The sequence below is a fragment of the Polynucleobacter sp. UB-Raua-W9 genome, from assembly GCF_018687435.1.
In the GTDB taxonomy this organism is placed as follows: Bacteria; Pseudomonadota; Gammaproteobacteria; order Burkholderiales; family Burkholderiaceae; genus Polynucleobacter.
Map to the genome: position 1 here is coordinate 1,808,072 of NZ_CP061290.1, position 17,752 is coordinate 1,825,823.

At 44.8% G+C, this 17,752-nt stretch carries 15 protein-coding genes and 1 tRNA gene; 2 read left to right on the plus strand and 14 right to left on the minus strand.

From position 1 onward, the window contains the following. Positions 1-89: 89 nt before the first annotated feature. The 5 genes from AOC07_RS09255 to AOC07_RS09275 form a co-directional block, all read right to left on the minus strand. Complete coding sequence (locus AOC07_RS09255; protein WP_215293397.1) at positions 90-1,454, minus strand: TAXI family TRAP transporter solute-binding subunit; 1,365 nt, start codon at positions 1,452-1,454, stop codon at positions 90-92. A gap of 655 nt (positions 1,455-2,109) precedes the next feature. Then, positions 2,110-2,328: a molybdopterin-binding protein gene (locus AOC07_RS09260; RefSeq protein WP_215357632.1), complete on the minus strand. Its 219-nt coding sequence runs from the start codon at positions 2,326-2,328 to the stop codon at positions 2,110-2,112. An 8-nt stretch (positions 2,329-2,336) separates the two neighbouring features. After that, positions 2,337-3,197 carry a substrate-binding domain-containing protein gene (locus AOC07_RS09265; protein ID WP_215357633.1) on the minus strand — a complete coding sequence of 287 codons (861 nt, stop codon included), beginning with the start codon at positions 3,195-3,197 and terminating at the stop codon, positions 2,337-2,339. A gap of 3 nt (positions 3,198-3,200) precedes the next feature. Continuing rightward, complete coding sequence (locus AOC07_RS09270; protein WP_215357635.1) at positions 3,201-4,013, minus strand: substrate-binding domain-containing protein; 813 nt, start codon at positions 4,011-4,013, stop codon at positions 3,201-3,203. A 40-nt stretch (positions 4,014-4,053) separates the two neighbouring features. After that, positions 4,054-5,079, minus strand: a complete 1,026-nt coding sequence (locus AOC07_RS09275) for a helix-turn-helix transcriptional regulator (RefSeq protein ID WP_215357637.1) — start codon at positions 5,077-5,079, stop codon at positions 4,054-4,056. Positions 5,080-5,624: 545 nt separating this feature from the next. Between AOC07_RS09275 and AOC07_RS09280 the strand changes: the two genes are divergently transcribed. Further along, positions 5,625-7,064 (plus strand): carbohydrate porin, encoded by a 1,440-nt coding sequence (locus tag AOC07_RS09280; RefSeq protein WP_215357638.1) that lies wholly within the window; start codon positions 5,625-5,627, stop codon positions 7,062-7,064. A 115-nt stretch (positions 7,065-7,179) separates the two neighbouring features. Here AOC07_RS09280 and AOC07_RS09285 read toward each other — a convergent pair. The 9 genes from AOC07_RS09285 to def all read right to left on the minus strand — a co-directional run bounded on the left by AOC07_RS09285 (position 7,180) and on the right by def (position 16,874). Further along, positions 7,180-7,255 (minus strand) — tRNA-Phe (locus AOC07_RS09285). Positions 7,256-7,312: 57 nt separating this feature from the next. Next, complete coding sequence (locus AOC07_RS09290) at positions 7,313-9,517, minus strand: OsmC domain/YcaO domain-containing protein (protein ID WP_215357639.1); 2,205 nt, start codon at positions 9,515-9,517, stop codon at positions 7,313-7,315. Between the two features lie 76 nt (positions 9,518-9,593). Further along, positions 9,594-10,277: a response regulator gene (locus tag AOC07_RS09295; RefSeq protein ID WP_215293400.1), complete on the minus strand. Its 684-nt coding sequence runs from the start codon at positions 10,275-10,277 to the stop codon at positions 9,594-9,596. 2 nt (positions 10,278-10,279) lie between these two features. Then, the gene (locus AOC07_RS09300) at positions 10,280-12,589 is read right to left on the minus strand and encodes an ATP-binding protein (RefSeq protein ID WP_215357640.1); all 2,310 of its coding nucleotides are present in this window, start codon (positions 12,587-12,589) and stop codon (positions 10,280-10,282) included. Further along, on the minus strand, positions 12,586-13,167 hold the full coding sequence (locus AOC07_RS09305; RefSeq protein WP_215357641.1) for a DUF4390 domain-containing protein: 582 nt from the start codon (positions 13,165-13,167) through the stop codon (positions 12,586-12,588). The genes AOC07_RS09300 and AOC07_RS09305 overlap by 4 nt, the downstream gene beginning before the upstream one ends. Continuing rightward, the gene (gene rsmB / locus AOC07_RS09310) at positions 13,164-14,507 is read right to left on the minus strand and encodes a 16S rRNA (cytosine(967)-C(5))-methyltransferase RsmB (RefSeq protein WP_251371674.1); all 1,344 of its coding nucleotides are present in this window, start codon (positions 14,505-14,507) and stop codon (positions 13,164-13,166) included. Before rsmB ends, AOC07_RS09305 begins: the two co-directional genes overlap by 4 nt. Next, entirely contained in the window at positions 14,473-15,348 is an 876-nt protein-coding gene (gene htpX / locus AOC07_RS09315) for a zinc metalloprotease HtpX (RefSeq protein WP_215293404.1), read from the minus strand. Before htpX ends, rsmB begins: the two co-directional genes overlap by 35 nt. 2 nt (positions 15,349-15,350) lie before the next feature. After that, positions 15,351-16,349, minus strand: a complete 999-nt coding sequence (gene fmt, locus AOC07_RS09320) for a methionyl-tRNA formyltransferase (RefSeq protein ID WP_215357642.1) — start codon at positions 16,347-16,349, stop codon at positions 15,351-15,353. Positions 16,350-16,358: 9 nt separating this feature from the next. Further along, positions 16,359-16,874: a peptide deformylase gene (def, locus tag AOC07_RS09325; protein WP_215293406.1), complete on the minus strand. Its 516-nt coding sequence runs from the start codon at positions 16,872-16,874 to the stop codon at positions 16,359-16,361. A 71-nt stretch (positions 16,875-16,945) separates the two neighbouring features. Here def and dprA point away from each other — a divergent pair, with 71 nt between their 5' ends. Then, positions 16,946-17,620, plus strand: coding sequence for a DNA-processing protein DprA (gene dprA, locus AOC07_RS09330; protein ID WP_215357643.1), 675 nt, complete (start codon positions 16,946-16,948; stop codon positions 17,618-17,620). Positions 17,621-17,752: the final 132 nt, after the last annotated feature.

Consider the following 17,752-nt stretch of genomic DNA (forward strand, 5'->3'; position numbering starts at 1 on the left):
CATCCGCCGGCCCAAAAGAAAATAGCCCAACAAGTGGGCTATTGAGATTCTTGGTGGCCCGGGGCGGAATCGAACTCGCGATCGACGGATTAATATCTGGAATTAGATGCAATTTTACTTCTTACTAATTCAATCGCACTAAGGAGATTGAAGTATGAATTTTCCATGCCAATGGGTACTCTTTCAGAGATAACCTGTTTATTTAATTTCTCTAGCCGCTGAAGAAGGTATTCAGCATCAGATTTAACTAATTGAGAAGCGGTGATCTTTCTCTCTATTGAGAGTAATTCCTCAAGATATGGACTTTGCCTGATTTCATAATTAATAGAACGCAACTTCATATTTAATTTTGCCAATGGATACAGTAGCGCAAATGCGGTGAGCAAGAAAATCCATAATCTATTTGTAAATCCTGCTAAGAAAAAAGGAAGGTGACTAAATATTTGCGGCACACCTTGGTTATAAAATTTTCTAGCAACTGGGCTTATGGGTATAGAGGGGTCCATATATTTCGGAAATTCCCCTCTAGATGCAAAAAACAAACTTTTAAAATCTTGTAAACAATCACGTACAGTTACAAGGAGTAAAGTTTGAACGTCTTCATTCAAATCCTTCTTAACAGCAAGCGTTGTAGTGGTAGCAATTAAAGAAATATCTTTATCAGGTATTGATTTAGCAATATCAACAGAATGGGCTGGTAAGACAAGTTTTTCAAGGTATGGAACTGACATTTGATAAGCTTTTGCATCTGGTATACCCATTAGTGCAATTTTTGGGTTTCTGAGTAGAAACTGAACTTTCCTATCATGATAGGGCATCACTTCAATTGTGCAATCTAATTTCGATTTGAGGAGATCTTCAAAGTCAGCCTCGTAAGAGCTGACTCTAAAATTATTTCGACTGGCAATCTCAATTCCATTCGCCTCAAAAAGGCGCTTTACTAAGGGGAGAGTGCCTCCCCCTGCTGGTCCTAAGCCTACGTTTAAATTAAGTCTTGCTAAATCTTTGAATTCTTGCGGCATTTTTACTAAATCTTTTCTACAGAAAATCCATACTGGCTCATAGGCAATGCTTCCGAGTGAGTAGAAATTTTGTGATTGCTCATTGCTTATGGCCCCACCTTGAATAAGAGCAACATTGACATCACTATTCGGATTCTCGAGCAGATTAGCATTTTCTATAGTGCCAGCTGTAGCAATTAAATCCACTTTTAAGCCATTTTCCTCAAGCGAATCTCTGAAGGCCTCCGCCAACCTGGTGTAAGCATACTCTGTGCTTTTATTTGTCGTTAAAGTGACTGAGCGTGGCGGGAATGGTTTAAGAAGCAATATGATAGCCAGCAAAATGGCTATGACTATGATGAGGAATATTTTTCTCTCAATAAATAGTTCTTTGAGTGCTAGAAATTCATCGCGCAGAACTAACTTAATGTAGTTGAATCCTTGATTTTTCAAAGGTATGACCTTTAATCGGAAATTGAGGGGCAATCTTTCGGTATTGAGAATTATATGGCAATGAATGAAGGGTTTTTAGAATTCAATTTTTCTAAGTAATAGCCGTAAGCAACCCCTCAGACCACAATCTACTGGTATCGCCATTGAGAATGTGTAGTAATTGCCTAGATACTTTCCAGCATGCCCAGCATTACTTAAAGTAACGCCTAAAAGACAAAACCCCCACCATTGCTGGTGAGGGTTTTGTACGACTCGACACATAGTTAACACTTTATGCCGTGGAATGAAAGTACGAAGATTGCTTACTGCAGGTGTAAACCATGTGTCCGGTACGGACCGGTGTTTCTTGGTGGCCCGGGGCGGAATCGAACCACCGACACAAGGATTTTCAACTCTGTCCCCCAGACTAAACTCCCGCTAAATCTCAAAAGGTTCACCCCACCATAGACAAACTTTGTGCACAAAACTTTATTAGGTGTTTGTATGGGATTGATTTGGTTGAGTTATTTTGACCCGCGCAAGGATAACAAGAAAGTTTGGTGGCGCAGTGAGGATGTGACTGACACAAGGATGAGTTCTCCTTGTCTTGATCGAGATACCCCACGCATGAAGTGTCCTTTTAAAGGACGCTAAACGTAGGGCATAAGATCTCTGACTATTTCGCCACCATGACATCAGAGGCTTTAATAATTCCCCAAACTTGATCGCCAACTTTAAGAGCTAACTCATCAACGGCTTCATTAGTAATTGAAGCTGTCAAAATTTGACCATTGCCAATATCAATCTTTAGATGGGATGTGGTTTGACCCATTTTGATTTCTTTAAGAGTTCCGGGTAATTGATTACGAGCACTTAGGCTAACATTGAGTTTCATGATTTTCCTTAATAGACATACTGCTTGGCATACACAGCATCATTATAGAGAGCCTCAGGGTACTTATTTTTTCCATAGTCGCGAATGATCTTTTGTCCGGCATCAGAGCCTACAAACTGAATGAATTTGACCGCAGTCTCTCTGCCCGGTGTAGCACCTGCTGGAGCCGCCAATGCATCATAGGTATTGACGAGAAACTTATCTCCACGATACAAAATCTCTAATTTAGGGGCAACATTCTTTTCTGCCACCCAAGTACTACTATCGGTCATGAAATAAGCATTCTCTTCGTTAGCTCTTTTCAGTGAAGCAGTCATAAAGTCATTAGTAATGATGTACCAACTTCCTGATGGAGCGATGCCAGCTTTTTTCCAGATATCCATTTCTTTTACATGAGTGCCACTCTTATCGCCACGAGAAATGAAGTTTGCTTGTGCCCCAGCAATCTTGGCATAGGCATCAGCACCACTGGTGGCTGTTTTTATCTTGGCAGGATCAGACTTGGGTCCAACAATATAGAACTCATTTGAGCCAATAAGAGTTCTATCGGTTGCCCATCCCTCTGCTAACGCTTTATTAACCGCCTCAGGCGCATGAACCATGATCATGTCTACTTGTTTAGTCTTAAGTAGATTTAACGATGCTCCACTGCCTGCCTTAATCCACTCCATCTTGGCATTTTCTTTTTTGCCAAACGCTTCTCCTAAGGCCTGTAACAAGCCTAGCTCACCTGGGCTACCAGTAGCCAACTTATATACATTGGCTCCCGACCCATAGACAGCCTCTACCTTTAGTTCAGCTTGAGCCATAGAACTGAATCCTATTAAACAAAGCGTTATGCCAATGATGGCTTGAATTGATTTAGACATAATTTATTTCTTAGCATTCGGGAAAAAGAGTTGTTTGCCTTCAATCTTGTATAGAGAGATGACTTCTTGCCCATCTTTAGAAATGATCCAATCAATAAAGTCCTGTCCTTCTTTAGCCTTTACATGTGGGAACTTTGCTGGATTAACCAACATCACGCCATATTGATTAAAGAGCTGAGGATCACCCTCAACCAAAATATCCAAGTCTCCACGGTTTTTAAATGCCAACCAAGTACCGCGGTCTGCCAAGATATAGCCATTCATTGCCGAAGCTGAATTTAACGCTGGGCCCATACCGCTACCAGTGTCCTTGTACCAGCCCATCTCTTTATTAGGCTCAATCCCTGCAGTCTTCCAATAGCGAAGTTCAGCCGCGTGCGTACCGCTCTTATCCCCTCTAGAAACAAAATTTGATTTTGCGTTAGCAATTTTTTGTAATGCTACTTTGATGTCTTTGCCACCAGCAATTTTGGCAGGATCAGACTTGGGCCCAATCAATACAAAGTCGTTGTACATAACGTCGTATCTCTTGGTCGCATTGCCCTCTTCCAAGAATTTCATCTCGCCAACCTTATCGTGGACAAAAACGACATCGGCATCACCACGACGCCCTATATCTAAAGCCTGTCCTGTACCTACAGCAACAACCTTGACGTCAACTCCTGACTTACTTTTATAGATTGGTAAGAGAAAGCCAAATAATCCAGATTGCTCGGTTGAGGTTGTTGATGAGACAACAATCGATTTTTGTGCAAATGATGGGGACGCAATGGCTATGGTTATTGCCAGTAATCCAATCGATAGTAGACGACGCATTTGATGTTTCCTTTGATTAAAAATTAGTACAAAAATATCTTTAAATCCAACCTGAAATTTGACGATTAAGACTTACCGCCTTGTAGCCCCTAGTTGTATCTGAGTGACTTCGAATTCTTCTAATGAGCTTTGTAGCGATGCTTTGGTCCGCTACTTCTTTTTTCATTGCCACAAAAAAGATTTCATCTTTCAATGGAATAAAACTTAGGCCGCTTTCCATCGCTACATTTTTAACGCCAATGCCGACATCTGCCTTGCCAGCTAAGATCGCATTTGAGATAGCCGAGTGGGTGAATTCTTCGTGAAGATACCCATTCACATCGGAAGGGCTTATCTCCTCATCCATCAATAAAGTATCAAGTAGTTGCCTTGTTCCAGATCCTATTTGTCTATTAATAAACCGAATCTTAGGATTGGTTAAGTCTAAGATTGATTGAATACCCAATGGATTGCCTTTTTTAACCATGAGCCCTTGCACACGCTTCATTACTGGATATATTTGAATATCATTTTTAGATAGGCGACTATGAATTGCTTTGGAGTTTTTCTTATCGGACACATGATATCCAGCTAAATCAGTTTCATTGTTTAGCAACTTCTCTAGCGCCTCACCAGAGCCGGCTATTTTTAAGTCAAATCCTTTAATCTCACTTACTGATTGCTGGATGACGGCATCGCTACTAGAAGAAAATCTCCAGCGTTTGCTGTCGGCTACCCCAGCCTCACCAATTTTCTTTGACAGCATATCTTGATATGTTTTTACATACTTGTGATTGCTCGCTTGCATCTCATCAATAAATTCAAGAAAGAACTCTCCAAAACTTGTTAGCTTTGAGCCATGCCCTTTTGTCCTAATAATTAATGGTGTTGCCAAAGCCTCTTCTGCCAAGTTCAGCTTTTCCCACGCGCCTCGGTATGAAGTTCCAGATTTTTTAGTGGCCTCAATCAATGAACTACCCGCTTTAATATCTTTGAGAATCGCAGATAGCCACAATAGGTCGACTGAATCTTCGCCACCTAGACGAGGATTTCTTGTGATGATTGATGGGCGAACTTGAATTTGCATGTGTAATTTATTGCATATTGAAAAGTGTTGTTGTTTCTACTGTACCGCATTTGTCGTTTTAAACGACATCGACTGACGCAGGGATGCTAAATTGATTTGTCCTTTTAAAGGACAGTTCTTGATGGGGATATCTGAGACTAATGGCGCCCAATCCGGCCAAGCCTTAAAAGAAAAATAGCCCAACAAGTGGGCTATTGAGATTCTTGGTGGCCCGGGGCGGAATCGAACCACCGACACAAGGATTTTCAAATATCCTCCGATAGACCGCTTTCGCTTTGATTTCAAGGGCTTGAGTCACCAGTCTCGACTTGTCAAAAAATTATGCGTCCTTGTGTCGGTCAAATTTGGCAATGAAATCAGAATCTTGCGAGGGGCAATTTTTCTGTGCGTATAGATTATGTTGCCATCACTGCACCAGTCAATCACCATAGTGTCTACTAATGTCGTTTTAAACGACATAGAATCCCAATCTCTCCAATTGAGATTCATTCTCAATTATATGCTAAGATGAGAACGAATCTCATTAAGCATATTTGGCATTTAAGATGTTTTTCTCATTTAGCACCAACCACACAGCCTTTTTCAGCCTAGTTAGCTCCCTTTGCTTGGTTGGGCTATCTTTGCCTGTCTATGCCGAGTCCCCCGTAAGCGATACCCCAATCGTTTTAGCTGAGTCACCCGTCAGTAGCGCTCCCACCATCGACAGTCCAGTCGCTCTCGAAAGTGCATCAGAGCAATGGAGTGTTCATGGGCAAGCAACCTACATCAATCAATTTAAAAATAACTTTAATTCTCCCTATTACGGATCTAAGAGTCTTTTAAATAAATCTGATGGCGATATCTCTAAAAGCTATACCTTCTCGGCCACAGCATTTTTAGGAACGAGGCTTTGGGAGGGTGCTGAAGCCTATATCAACCCTGAGATGTTTGAAGGCATTCCCTTTTCCGGTCTCAGCGGATTGGGTGGTTTTAGTAATGGTGAGCTACAAAAAGGAACGGCAATTCCACCAATCTATTACATGGCAAGAATGTTTTTACGCCAGACCTTTGGCTTTGGTGGCGGACAAGAGCATATCGAAGGTGTTGCTAATCAGTTAGCAGGTAATGTAGATAAACGTCGCCTTGTAGTGACATACGGAACATTCTCGGCATTAGATTTCTTTGATGCCAATGCCTATAGCCATGATCCTCGCACACAGTTTTTAAACTGGTCGCTCATGGCCAGCGGTGCTTATGACTATGCCGCCAACTCTCGTGGCTACACCTATGGCTTTGTAGGCGAGTATTACCATGATGAAGAATGGGTGATGCGCCTAGCTCGATTGGCTATGCCCAAGTCACCAAATTCATTAGCCCTAGACTATGACCTGACACAGCAATACGGCAACACAGCTGAAATAACTCATCTTCATACGATTAACGGACAAGCTGGTAAGGCGAGAGTTTTAGTCTTTCAAAATCGTGGAATCATGTCTACCTATAACAATGCGATGAGTTTTGGCCAACAGACTAATACCACTCCAGATATCTTAAGCACACGATATGGGTATCAAACCAAATGGGGCTACGCATTAAATGGCGAGCAAGCGATCACAGAAAATATTGGTGCCTTTGGAAGGTGGAGTTGGAATAACGGCCAAACTGAAACGCAAGCATTTACGGATATCAGCAATTCATTATCTGGCGGCCTATCCATCAAAGGCGCTGGCTGGGGAAGACCGCGAGATACTATTGGAATTGGTGCGGCACTCAATGGAATCTCATCACAGCAAATTAGCTACCTACAAAAAGGTGGTGTAACGATGTTCATTGGAGATGGGAGACTCAACTATAAGAAAGAACAAATCTTTGAGACTTTTTATAGCTGGAATGTTTATAAGAGTCTCTCACTTTCAGCAGATTATCAGCGTATAGCTAATCCAGGATACAACGCAGATCGTGGTCCAGTAAATTTCTATGGATTAAGAGCCCATATAGAAATGTAATGTCGTTTTAAACGACACCTACAGACATAGGGACGGGAAGCTGGTGCGTCCTTTTAAAGGACAGTTGATAAAAAGGGGCAATAAAAAACCACCCGAAGGTGGTTTTGGTGTTTCTTGGTGGCCCGGGGCGGAATCGAACCACCGACACAAGGATTTTCAATCCTCTGCTCTACCGACTGAGCTACCAGGCCAAGACTTGGGATTATAAATGAAACTGTGCTTTAGCCCAGAAATTGGCCCTGTCCCAGCTAAGTAGCCCTGGCATGGACCCTGGAGCGTGCCTCATGTAATTTTCTATAGCCATCGATCAAGCGATGGTGCCTATCAAGGCCTTCCAGTTTTATGCTGGTTGGAGTTAGTCCGTAGAAACGCACGCTGCCATCCACCGAGCCCATTACGGCATCCATTCTGATGTCGTCAAACATCCGGCGTAAGTTGATTATGTAGTGATCAATCTTCAAATCTTTGTTTTGCAGAATCTCCAGCACCGCCTCTAGAGCCCGATAAAATAACCTGCGCTCCATAGTATTGTCGTTATATTGAAGGAAGGCGCCAACCAGCTCTAGCGCCTCATCAAATTGCCCCAACGCTAGATGAATTAGTAGCTTCAACTCCAGAACTGTTAGCTGACCCCAGGGCGTATTTTCATCAAACTCAACACCAATCAATGTAGCGATATCGCCATATTCATCTAGTTCATTATTCGTGAGGCGCTCAAGCAAAGCACTTAATTGTTCATCACCCAAGGAATGGACATTCAAAATATCCTCGCGGAACAGCAACGCTTTGTTGGTGTTATCCCAAATCAGATCTTCTACTGGATACACCTCTGAATAACCGGGCACCAAGATTCTGCATGCAATCGCACCCAGCTGGTCGTATACCGCCACGTAAGAATCTTTACCCATATCTTTGAGAATGCCAAACAAGGTTGCCGCCTCTTCGGTATTTGAGTTCTTGCCGTGACCAGAAAAATCCCATTCGACAAAATCGTAATCGGGCTTTGCGCTGAAGAAGCGCCAGGACACAATACCGCTAGAGTCAATAAAGTGTTCAACAAAATTATTTGGTTCAGCCACTGCTTCACTTGCAAAGGTCGGCGGAGGCAAATCATTTAAGCCCTCTAAGCTTCGCCCCTGCAACAATTCCGTCAAACTCCGCTCCAGTGCGACCTCCAAACTGGGGTGCGCTCCGAATGATGCAAACACACCGCCTGTCCGCGGATTCATCAAAGCGACGCACATCACTGGATAAACTCCACCCAGCGATGCATCCTTTACCAGTACAGGAAAGCCCTGCTCTTCTAGGCCCTGAATGCCGGCCAAAATACCGGGGTATTTAGCGAGCACTTCCTTGGGTACATCGGGAAGAGCGAGTTCGCCTTCCAGAATTTCGCGCTTAACTGCGCGCTCAAAAATCTCTGACAGACATTGCACCTGCGCCTCAGCCAAAGTATTGCCAGCACTCATACCATTGCTGACATAAAGATTTTCAATAAGGTTAGATGGAAAATAAACGGTCTTACCATCTGATTGACGTACATACGGCAACGAACAAATACCGCGCTCAGAATTTCCAGAGTTAGTATCGATTAAATGTGAGCCACGTAATTCGCCATCAGGATTAAAAATCTTCAGGCAGTATTTGTCTAGAATCTCTGTTGGCAGAGCGTCGTTGGTGGCTGGTTTGAACCAGCGCTCATTCGGGTAGTGAACAAATGTGCTGTTGGCAATCTCTTCACCCCAAAATGTTCCGGCGTAGAAGTGGTTATTGCTTAGTCGCTCGATATACTCGCCCAAGGCTGATGCCAAAGCGCTTTCCTTCGTTGACCCCTTGCCATTGGTAAAACACATCGGTGAGTGCGCATCACGAATATGTAAAGACCAGACATTGGGAATAATGTTGCGCCATGAAGCAATTTCAATCTTGATTCCGAGATTCGCCAACATACTAGTCATATTGGCAATCGTTTGCTCAAGCGGCAAATCTTTACCAGCAATAAAGGTGCTGGCATCAGCAACTGGCTTTAGAGCCAACAATGTCTGTGCATCCTCATCCAGGTTTTTTACTTCCTCAATCACAAACTCTGGGCCGGCTTGCACCACTTTTTTAACTGTACAACGCTCAATGGAGCGCAAAATACCTTGGCGATCATTGGCAGAAATATCTTCCGGTAACTCAACCTGAATCTTAAAAATCTGCTGATATCGGTTTTCAGGGTCAACAATATTGTTTTGAGATAGACGAATATTTTCTGTGGGAATCTTGCGCGCATCACAATACAGCTTCACAAAATAAGCAGCACATAAAGCGGATGAGGCCAAAAAGTAATCAAAGGGGCCAGGGGCAGAGCCGTCGCCCTTATAGCGTATCGGCTGATCCGCGATTACAGTGAAGTCATCGAACTTCGCCTCTAGACGAAACTTATCGAGAAAGTTGACCTTAATTTCCATGGGAGTAATTTTAAGAATGGTAGCGAAAAGAGTGCTCTGCCAACATCCTATTTGGCAGATTTATTCGCCTGCAGTCTTATTGCTCGCCCTTATTGCGAGATGTATCTATGCCCAGGGCTTTTAGCTTGCGATACAAGTGGGTTCTTTCTAAACCCGTGTACTCAGAAATCTTGGTCATGCTGCCACCCATGATTTGCATTTGATGCTCAAAATAAGCTTTCTCAAAGAGGTCTCTTGCTTCCCTCAAAGGTAAATCAAAATAGGTTTTTGCAATACCGCTAATGTACTCACCCTCAAGCGGCACTGGAGCCGGCTCACCAGCAGCTGGCTTTGGGGCGGCGGCCTGATTGGCGTTGGATGGAACGGCCCTTTCCGTAGCTGGCTCAACATATTTTGGGGAACTTTCTAGGGCCTTACTAACGGTCTTCAACAGCTTTTGTAATGCAATTGGCTTTTCTAAAAAATTCAATGCGCCAATTCGTGTAGCTTCAACTGCCGTATCAATAGTGGCATGACCAGACATCATCACCACAGGCATGGTGAGCTGACCTGTTTTAGACCACTCTTTAAGCAAGGTAATGCCATCAGTATCTGGCATCCAAATATCCAGCAAGACAAGATCAGGGCGCATTTGCTCACGAATGGTACGGGCCTGAATAGCACTCTCCGCTGCATATACCGTATGACCTTCGTCCGTCAGAATCTCATTGAGAAGCTCACGAATTCCCATCTCGTCATCAACAACCAAAATACTAGCCATACTTAGGCCGCCTCTTTTGCTAGATTCATAAACAATACCGATACCCGCGCACCAATCACTTCTGCCCCCTGCATACGGTTTCGTATTTCAATTTTGGCAGAGTGATCATCAATGATTTTCTTAACAACCGCCAAACCTAATCCCGTGCCCTTAGTCTTGGTTGTGACATAAGGCTCAAATGCTCTTGCCAATATCTTAGCTGGAAATCCTACCCCAGAATCACTAATTGTTAATCGCACTGCTTTTTGTTCTACGCCATTGTGCTCTCCATAGGGCACTAATTCTGTTTTTACCTCAACGGCCTCGCCAGGATGGGGGCCCTCAAGCGTGGCATCTTGTGCGTTTTGTAATAGATTATGAATAACTTGCCTGAGCTGAGTTGGGTCGCCCATAATTTCTGGACAGCTTGGGTCAAGTTGAGTGCGCAAGGGGCTGCCTTCGTATAAGCCCAAAATTTCTGTAATCAGTGTATTGATCGAAACTGGCTTTAGCTGTGGGGTTGGCGTTTTGGCGAAATCCCTAAAGTCATTCACCATCTCTTTCATTGCCTGCACCTGACCAATAATAGTCTCAGTGCTGCGATTAATCATTTCTTCCTGCTCCGGACTCAACTTACCAGCCAGCTTATGCTGCAAACGCTCAGCTGATAGCTGAATTGGGGTCAGTGGATTTTTAATTTCATGGGCCAAGCGTCTAGCAACTTCACTCCAAGCAATTGATCTTTGTGCGCTAACCACATCAGTAATGTCATCAAACACCACCATACGCAAATCTGCTGTCAGTTCTGTGCCCCGGACAAACAAGGTGACGCCCAGTTCGTTCTCAAATTCATTGGCAGTGTGTAGCTGGATTTGTTTTTGCCAGACAGGGGCCCCTTTTTGAGAAATCTGGGGCGCGGGGGGGCTTTCATTAGCAACCGCAAGCTTCATCGTTGCAAAACCCTCTTTAATGGCCCCCTCAAACTCTGAAAGCGCCAGGTTACTGCTGAGTGGCTTACCATCTAAAAGGGTTAAGTCTTGCGCAAAAATTCGATCTGCACCCGCATTGCTCGACACTACATTGTAGTTCTTATCAAAGATACAAACACCTGCCGTTAGGCTCCCTAGAACCTTCTCCAGGAATGCCTTGGACTCTTGCAAAGAAGTACGCGTATCAGCAAGCTGCCTAGTCATCACATTAAATTGGCGCGTCAACATGCCGAGTTCATCGCCGGTATCTAGCTCGGGCTTGGGCGATAAATCGCCTTGTGCAACCGCCTGAGTTCCCTTAAGCAGCATTAATAACGGGCGCGCTAATTGACGCCCCAGCAGCAAAGCCAAAGTGACGGCAACAAATAGAGCGAAAAATAAGGTGAGCGTTAGTGTGCCAACAAACATTTTACGAAGGCCAGCGCGCCCTAAAGACTTCTCTTGATACTCGCTATAAGCAGACTCAACAGCAAAAATATTTTTAGCTACCGGGCTTGGAATAAAGCGCACCAATTGCAAAAAATATTTATCTTCTGCGTCTTTATTGGACTCCATTTTGCCTAGCATCGGCTTCTTACGCACAATCGGCACAATCGCTCTTACCTGATAACCGCGCTGACCATCTTCCATTTCAACCTGGTCTAAAAAAGTCACACCCTTCTTTTTAAAAGATTCGGCAACTATCTCAACGCTAGGTGCAGGTAAATATTTTTTAGGCCTTAACTCGCTCGTTAAGATCAAGTTACGCTGAATATTAAAAAGGCTAACCTCTTGAATACCGAATTGATTGCGTATCTTCATGATCATCGCGCCAACCTGATCAGATGTCGCACCAGCAGGTACTTGTACAACTTGCTCGGCGATAAAATTTCCCTCGGCAAGAATCTCTTCTTGAGCAATTCGCAAGGTAACGCGCCCCAACTCTAAGCCAGAGTTCAGTGCTGACTCGACCTTTACATCAAACCAAGTTTCAATGCTACGTGATACGAACTGCAATGAAACGCCATACAAAATTAAGCCTGGAACAATCCCAACTAAAGCAAAAATCATTGCCAATTTAGCAATCAAACGAGTGCCAAAATGGCCCCTGTACCAGCGAACACCAATCACCGTTACCAAAGTCAAAATCACCAGGGTTAGACAAACCCCAATAACAACATTGGCCGCATAAAGCCAAATAAAGTAGTTATCAAAAAACTCTGTGTTTGAGGAGGCAATCGATAGCAAGACCAAGAGCAATAATGCGAACGCGCCAATCACTCCAATCGCAACTGGAATTGCCTTTTTTCTCCAGGCCCTAGATGTAAAAAAGGCCCCCTTTAACGGCGTTGAGGATGCTCTCATCGCTTAATGAGATTGGAACTGGTTGGCAAAAAGGGAAAGCGCAGCCAATCGCTAGAAACATTCCAATCACGATTGTTTAAGGCATTCACCTGAAATGGCTTGGGTAATTTGCTCAAATCCAAATTCATACGCAAGGAGGCCGTATATGCTTTACTTGTATCTAACTGACTGCCATCAATTACACGCCACCCGCCAATACTGCCAACCGCTTGCAAGGCCTCTGAAATTGTCTTTGCGGAAAATGTAAATCCTTCCGAAGCAATTCGGTACTGCTGGGTAAGGGGTTGATAGGACAGCCGAGTTTGTCTTTGGGCAAGCGCTGACTTCTCATCAAACCAGTACCAACGCGAGCGGGTTAAATCAAACTCTGTTTGAAAATACAGAACCACCCCTTTTTGCACAGCGTCTTCAAGACCAGGGGAAAGCTCAATCTGAAAAGTGGCATTTAAAAGCCAGTCGTTATCAACCCTCTCCAACTCAAAGGATTTGATTTTGATTCCTTCTGCACTTGCGCTTGTTGAAAATACACTCAACGCCATCAAGCATAAGAAGATGAATTGTTTAATTCTTTGGCTCATGGCCCGTTTTTCTTAAACAAAGCATAGTAAAAACCATCGCTTATATCCGTCGGCAGAATCTGTCCTGGAGCATCTAATCGTACCGCATTGCCATGCTCTGCGGTAAACCAGTGTGCTTGCTCCTCCCCCTCCTCCGGAAATACTGAGCAGGTAACGTAGAGCATTAGGCCATCGGGCTTCAACATTTTCCAAGCCTGTTCCAAAATACCACGCTGCTTGATCTGCAAAGACTTGATATCCGCCTCACGCCTTAAAAAGGGAATGTCTGGATGTCTGGCCACAATACCCGAGGCAGAGCATGGTGCATCGAGCAAAATTTTGTCGAAAAGGCGACCATCCCACCAAGATGCCTTGGATGCATCGCCTCGAAGCACCTGTACCTTGTCAGAGTGCAGGCGCAACCGGTCTAAGTTACCGCTAATCTTGCCAAGACGCTCACCATCGATTTCTAACGCCACCATCTCGCAATCAGACAGCTCTAACAAGTGTGCGGTTTTTCCACCGGGTGCTGCACAAGCATCCAATATTCGCTCGCCCGGCTGAGGGCTCAAAAGGGTTGCCGCCAACTGCGCTCCAGCATCTTGAACCGATACCGAACCACTATAAAAGCCTGGCAGCTCTGAAACAGGAACTGCATTCCTTAAGAGCAAACTAGCGGAAAGTTTCACTCCCGCAAGCTCTTCAATTGGGTGAGACTCAATTCCAACATCGTTCAATAGGGCCTGATATTGCTCCCGCGAATATTGTTTTTGATTAACACGCAAAATTAACGGGGCGCGTTTTGCTTGGGCGAACAAAATTGACTGCCAAGTCTTCGAGTAATTTCGTTTTAAGTTGGCACGCCACCAGGGCGGAACAAACATCGGAACAGGATCTGGGGGAAAACGTCTTTCACCCTCTGGAGGCTGCACGACAAGACTAACCTTGCGAAGCACTGCATTCACCAGACCTTTGGCATACATCGTTTTATCGTAGTCAGCGCAAGCGCTTACAGCCTGATCAACAATGGTATGTGCGGCGTAGCCTTTGCCATCTGTGATTTCATTTAAAAAAAGTGCAATTGCAACACTCAACAGATGATCCACCTCTGGCGGTGGATTCTTTGGAATAAATTCTTTAATGTACTCGTGCGACCGAACCCATTTACGCAAGGCATCAAAGCTCAGGCTTTGCACAATGGGGCGCTCATGAGGATCTAATTCATCCAGAACCTCCGTCAGTGACCGGCCACTCATTACCTCACCAATAGCTTGTGCAGCAATACTGATTGCTTCAGAAAGTGGAAGACTATGCGGTATTTTTTTATCAGTCAAATGAATTTGCTCTGGGATATGCCCCATTTTTTGCCATAGCCATGAGGCGTGCCACTCGCTCTTCAGTTGGTGGGTGGGTTGAAAATAATTGCGCAAGGCCGCCAGCACTTAAGGGATTCAGAATCATCATCTGTGCCGTCTCTGGATGGTGCTCCACAGCCTGAAATGGAATGTCTTGTGCGTAAGCATGAATTTTCTCTAGTGCGCAAGCTAAGGCCTCTGGGTCAGAACTAATTTCTGCTCCGCCGCGATCTGCTTCATATTCTCTTGCACGCGAAATACTCATTTGAATCAAACTCGCGGCAATGGGCGCCAAGATAGCAACCAATAGACTCGCAATCGGATTATTAGGCCTGCCCTCAGAATCACGCCCACCAAAAAACATTGCAAAGTTAGCGAGCGCAGAAATTGCACCAGCCATCGTAGCTGCAACTGTAGAAATTAAAATATCTCGATGCTGAACGTGCGCTAGCTCATGGGCCATTACTCCGCGCAGCTCCCGGTTAGACAAAATCTTAAGAATTCCAGTGGTAGCTGCGACAGAAGCATTCTCTGGATTGCGGCCCGTTGCAAATGCATTGGGCGCATCCTCATTAATTAAAAATACTTTGGGCATGGGCAGGCCAGCTTTGTCAGCAAGCTCTTGTACCAATGCATAAAACTGTGGTGCAGATCGTTCATCAACCTGCTGCGCATTGGTCATCCTCAACACCATCGTGTCGGAAAACCAATAGCTAAAAAAGTTCATGCCAAGGGCCAATAACAATGCCATTAGCATCCCTTGCTCCCCACCCAACATCCCACCAACGACAATAAACAATGCCGTAATTGCCGCCATCAAGACAGCAGTTTTTGCGAAATTAAACATTCCTACTCCTTTGCATGAAAGCGTATTGATTGTTCATGGGAACCAAGTGACTGCATGCAAAGACTGGGGGTCATTTTTTTTCCGCCCGGCTTTTGCATTTCTAAAATCTCAATAACCCCCCTGCCACATTGAATAAAGGCGCCTTCCTCGCTAAAGCCTAAAAGCTTACCGGGATGGGCGGTTTCGCTAAAAGATGCGGCCTTTGGGATGCGAGAGTTCCAAAACTTCATTGCAAGATCTTCAACATTGCTTGTAGCGCCAGGAAAAGGATTAAAGGCCCGAATGCGTCGATCAATTTCAGGTGCGCTCAAGCTCCAGTCAATTTCTGCCTCACCCTTCATTATTTTTTCAGCGTAAGTAATGCCTTCACCTGCTTGCGGGCTAGGAACCATGACCTTACCCTCTTGCAAAAGATGCAGTACATCAACAATTAACTTGGCGCCGAGTGTCGCCAGTCGGTCATGCAAAGTGCCGCTGGTTTCTGCGGGGGTAATTTCAAGTTCATCACTGAGGACTGTGCCACCTGTATCTAGACCGGCATCCATTTGCATAATACAAATACCGGTTTTTGTGTCGCCTGCTTCAATGGCCCGCTGTATCGGAGCAGCACCACGCCAACGAGGCAAGAGAGATGCATGAATATTAAAGCTGCCATGCCTGCCTGGGCGCTGCGCAATGTCTAAAACATCTTGCGGCAAGATCAGGCCATAAGCAACCACAACCATGACATCAAAATTAATTTCAGCAAGCCGCTGGAATGCCTCTTGCGCCTGCACCTGTTTGTGTGGGTCAGCACTATTACATTTAAGCGTTTCCGGCTGCAGCACAGGAATATTTTTTTCTAAAGCAAACTCTTTAACCGGGCTAGCTTGTAGATGCATGCCCCTGCCAGCGTGGCGATCAGGTTGAGTGAGCGTTAGAACAATTTCATGTCCAGCAGCATGTATAGCACGCATTGCTTGCGCAGCAAACTCAGGGGTTCCAGCAAATACAATTTTCATTAGCAGCGCTTAACGCTCACCCACTAACTCTTTGGTGCGCTTTTTTAGTTTTTGTGAAATACGAGTTCGCTTAAGCATCGATAAATATTCAACGAATACTTTTCCCTGTAAATGATCAAGCTCATGCTGCAAACAAACTGCCAATAGTCCATCAGCGTCAACCTCGAATTCTTTGCCAGCAATATCTAAGGCCCTCACTCGGACTTGTGCAGGCCTTTCAACCTCATCGTAAAACTCAGGCACTGAGAGGCAGCCTTCACGCCAAGACTTTTTCTCTGGGCTCGACCAAATAATTTCCGGGTTTATAAAAACCATCAATTCATTTTGCTCATCAGACACATCGATAACAACGATGCGCTCGTGAATGTCGACCTGGGTTGCAGCCAAACCAACCCCCGGAGCCTCATACATTGTGTCGGCCATATCGGCGACTATTTTTTTAATGCGCGCATCCACCTGCGCAACTGGTTTGGCAACCTTATGCAAGCGTGGGTCTGGATAACAAAGGACATTTAGCAAAGCCATATAGGAATTATCCAACAGAGCTATCAGCCTGTCCCGATTGTTCTAATTTCCCCAAAGTTCACAATCCTTTAATGCTCCAATTCCCAAAGTCAAAGCACATCGCCAGAATTACGCTAGGCGATAAAAATTACCCGCCACGTCTGAATGATTTATACGATCCCCCCAAGCATCTATATATAGATGGAAATCCCGACTTGCTCCAAATGCCCATGGTTGCAATAGTGGGCTCTCGCAAAGCTAGTGCTGAGGGCCTTAAAAATACCGCTTTGTTTGCTGAGGAGCTATCGCGAGCCGGCTTACTCATCATTTCGGGGCTTGCAAGAGGGGTTGATGGCGCCGCCCACAAAGCCATCCTGAGCCTAGGCCCCAAGCACCTTACCATGGCAGTCTGCGGGACCGGACTTGACATTGTTTACCCCGAAGAACATCTTGATTTAGCAAGCAGCATTAGGCAGCACGGGCTTTTAGTCTCAGAGTTTCCCTTAGGGGCGCCCCCAAGATCATGTCACTTTCCCAGGCGCAATCGAATTATTGCTGCGTTATCGCTCGGCGTGCTCGTAATTGAGGCAGCCGAAAGATCAGGCTCTATGATTACTGCGCGCCTAGCAGGAGAGCTGGGAAGGGAGGTTTTTGCAGTGCCGGGAGCTATTGGACACCCCCTTTCTGGCGGCTGTAACCTCCTGATACAGCAAGGCGCGAAGCTCGCAAGAAAACCTAGAGACGTCTTGGAGGAGTTAATTTTTTGATAAAACCCTCATTTAAAGTGGTTTAAATGAGGGTTTTTGCTCCATTAGGGTCACAAAAATAGGTCCCAGAAAATCAAAAAACCAGTGCGTTTGGACTTTTCCCAATTTATCGGTTAATAATAAAAAAGGGAT

Bases quoted from the DNA above. Each gene is read 5' to 3' on its own strand.
- AOC07_RS09280 (WP_215357638.1), top strand. From the start codon at position 5,625: ATGTTTTTCTCATTTAGCACCAACCACACAGCCTTTTTCAGCCTAGTT.
- AOC07_RS09275 (WP_215357637.1), bottom strand. From the start codon at position 5,079: ATGCAAATTCAAGTTCGCCCATCAATCATCACAAGAAATCCTCGTCTA.
- def (WP_215293406.1), bottom strand. From the start codon at position 16,874: ATGGCTTTGCTAAATGTCCTTTGTTATCCAGACCCACGCTTGCATAAG.
- AOC07_RS09295 (WP_215293400.1), bottom strand. From the start codon at position 10,277: ATGGCTAGTATTTTGGTTGTTGATGACGAGATGGGAATTCGTGAGCTT.
- rsmB (WP_251371674.1), bottom strand. From the start codon at position 14,507: ATGGGGCATATCCCAGAGCAAATTCATTTGACTGATAAAAAAATACCG.
- AOC07_RS09265 (WP_215357633.1), bottom strand. From the start codon at position 3,197: ATGTCTAAATCAATTCAAGCCATCATTGGCATAACGCTTTGTTTAATA.
- AOC07_RS09300 (WP_215357640.1), bottom strand. From the start codon at position 12,589: ATGAGAGCATCCTCAACGCCGTTAAAGGGGGCCTTTTTTACATCTAGG.
- fmt (WP_215357642.1), bottom strand. From the start codon at position 16,349: ATGAAAATTGTATTTGCTGGAACCCCTGAGTTTGCTGCGCAAGCAATG.
- AOC07_RS09290 (WP_215357639.1), bottom strand. From the start codon at position 9,517: ATGGAAATTAAGGTCAACTTTCTCGATAAGTTTCGTCTAGAGGCGAAG.
- AOC07_RS09270 (WP_215357635.1), bottom strand. From the start codon at position 4,013: ATGCGTCGTCTACTATCGATTGGATTACTGGCAATAACCATAGCCATT.
- AOC07_RS09305 (WP_215357641.1), bottom strand. From the start codon at position 13,167: ATGAGCCAAAGAATTAAACAATTCATCTTCTTATGCTTGATGGCGTTG.
- dprA (WP_215357643.1), top strand. From the start codon at position 16,946: ATGCTCCAATTCCCAAAGTCAAAGCACATCGCCAGAATTACGCTAGGC.
- AOC07_RS09260 (WP_215357632.1), bottom strand. From the start codon at position 2,328: ATGAAACTCAATGTTAGCCTAAGTGCTCGTAATCAATTACCCGGAACT.
- htpX (WP_215293404.1), bottom strand. From the start codon at position 15,348: ATGTTTAATTTCGCAAAAACTGCTGTCTTGATGGCGGCAATTACGGCA.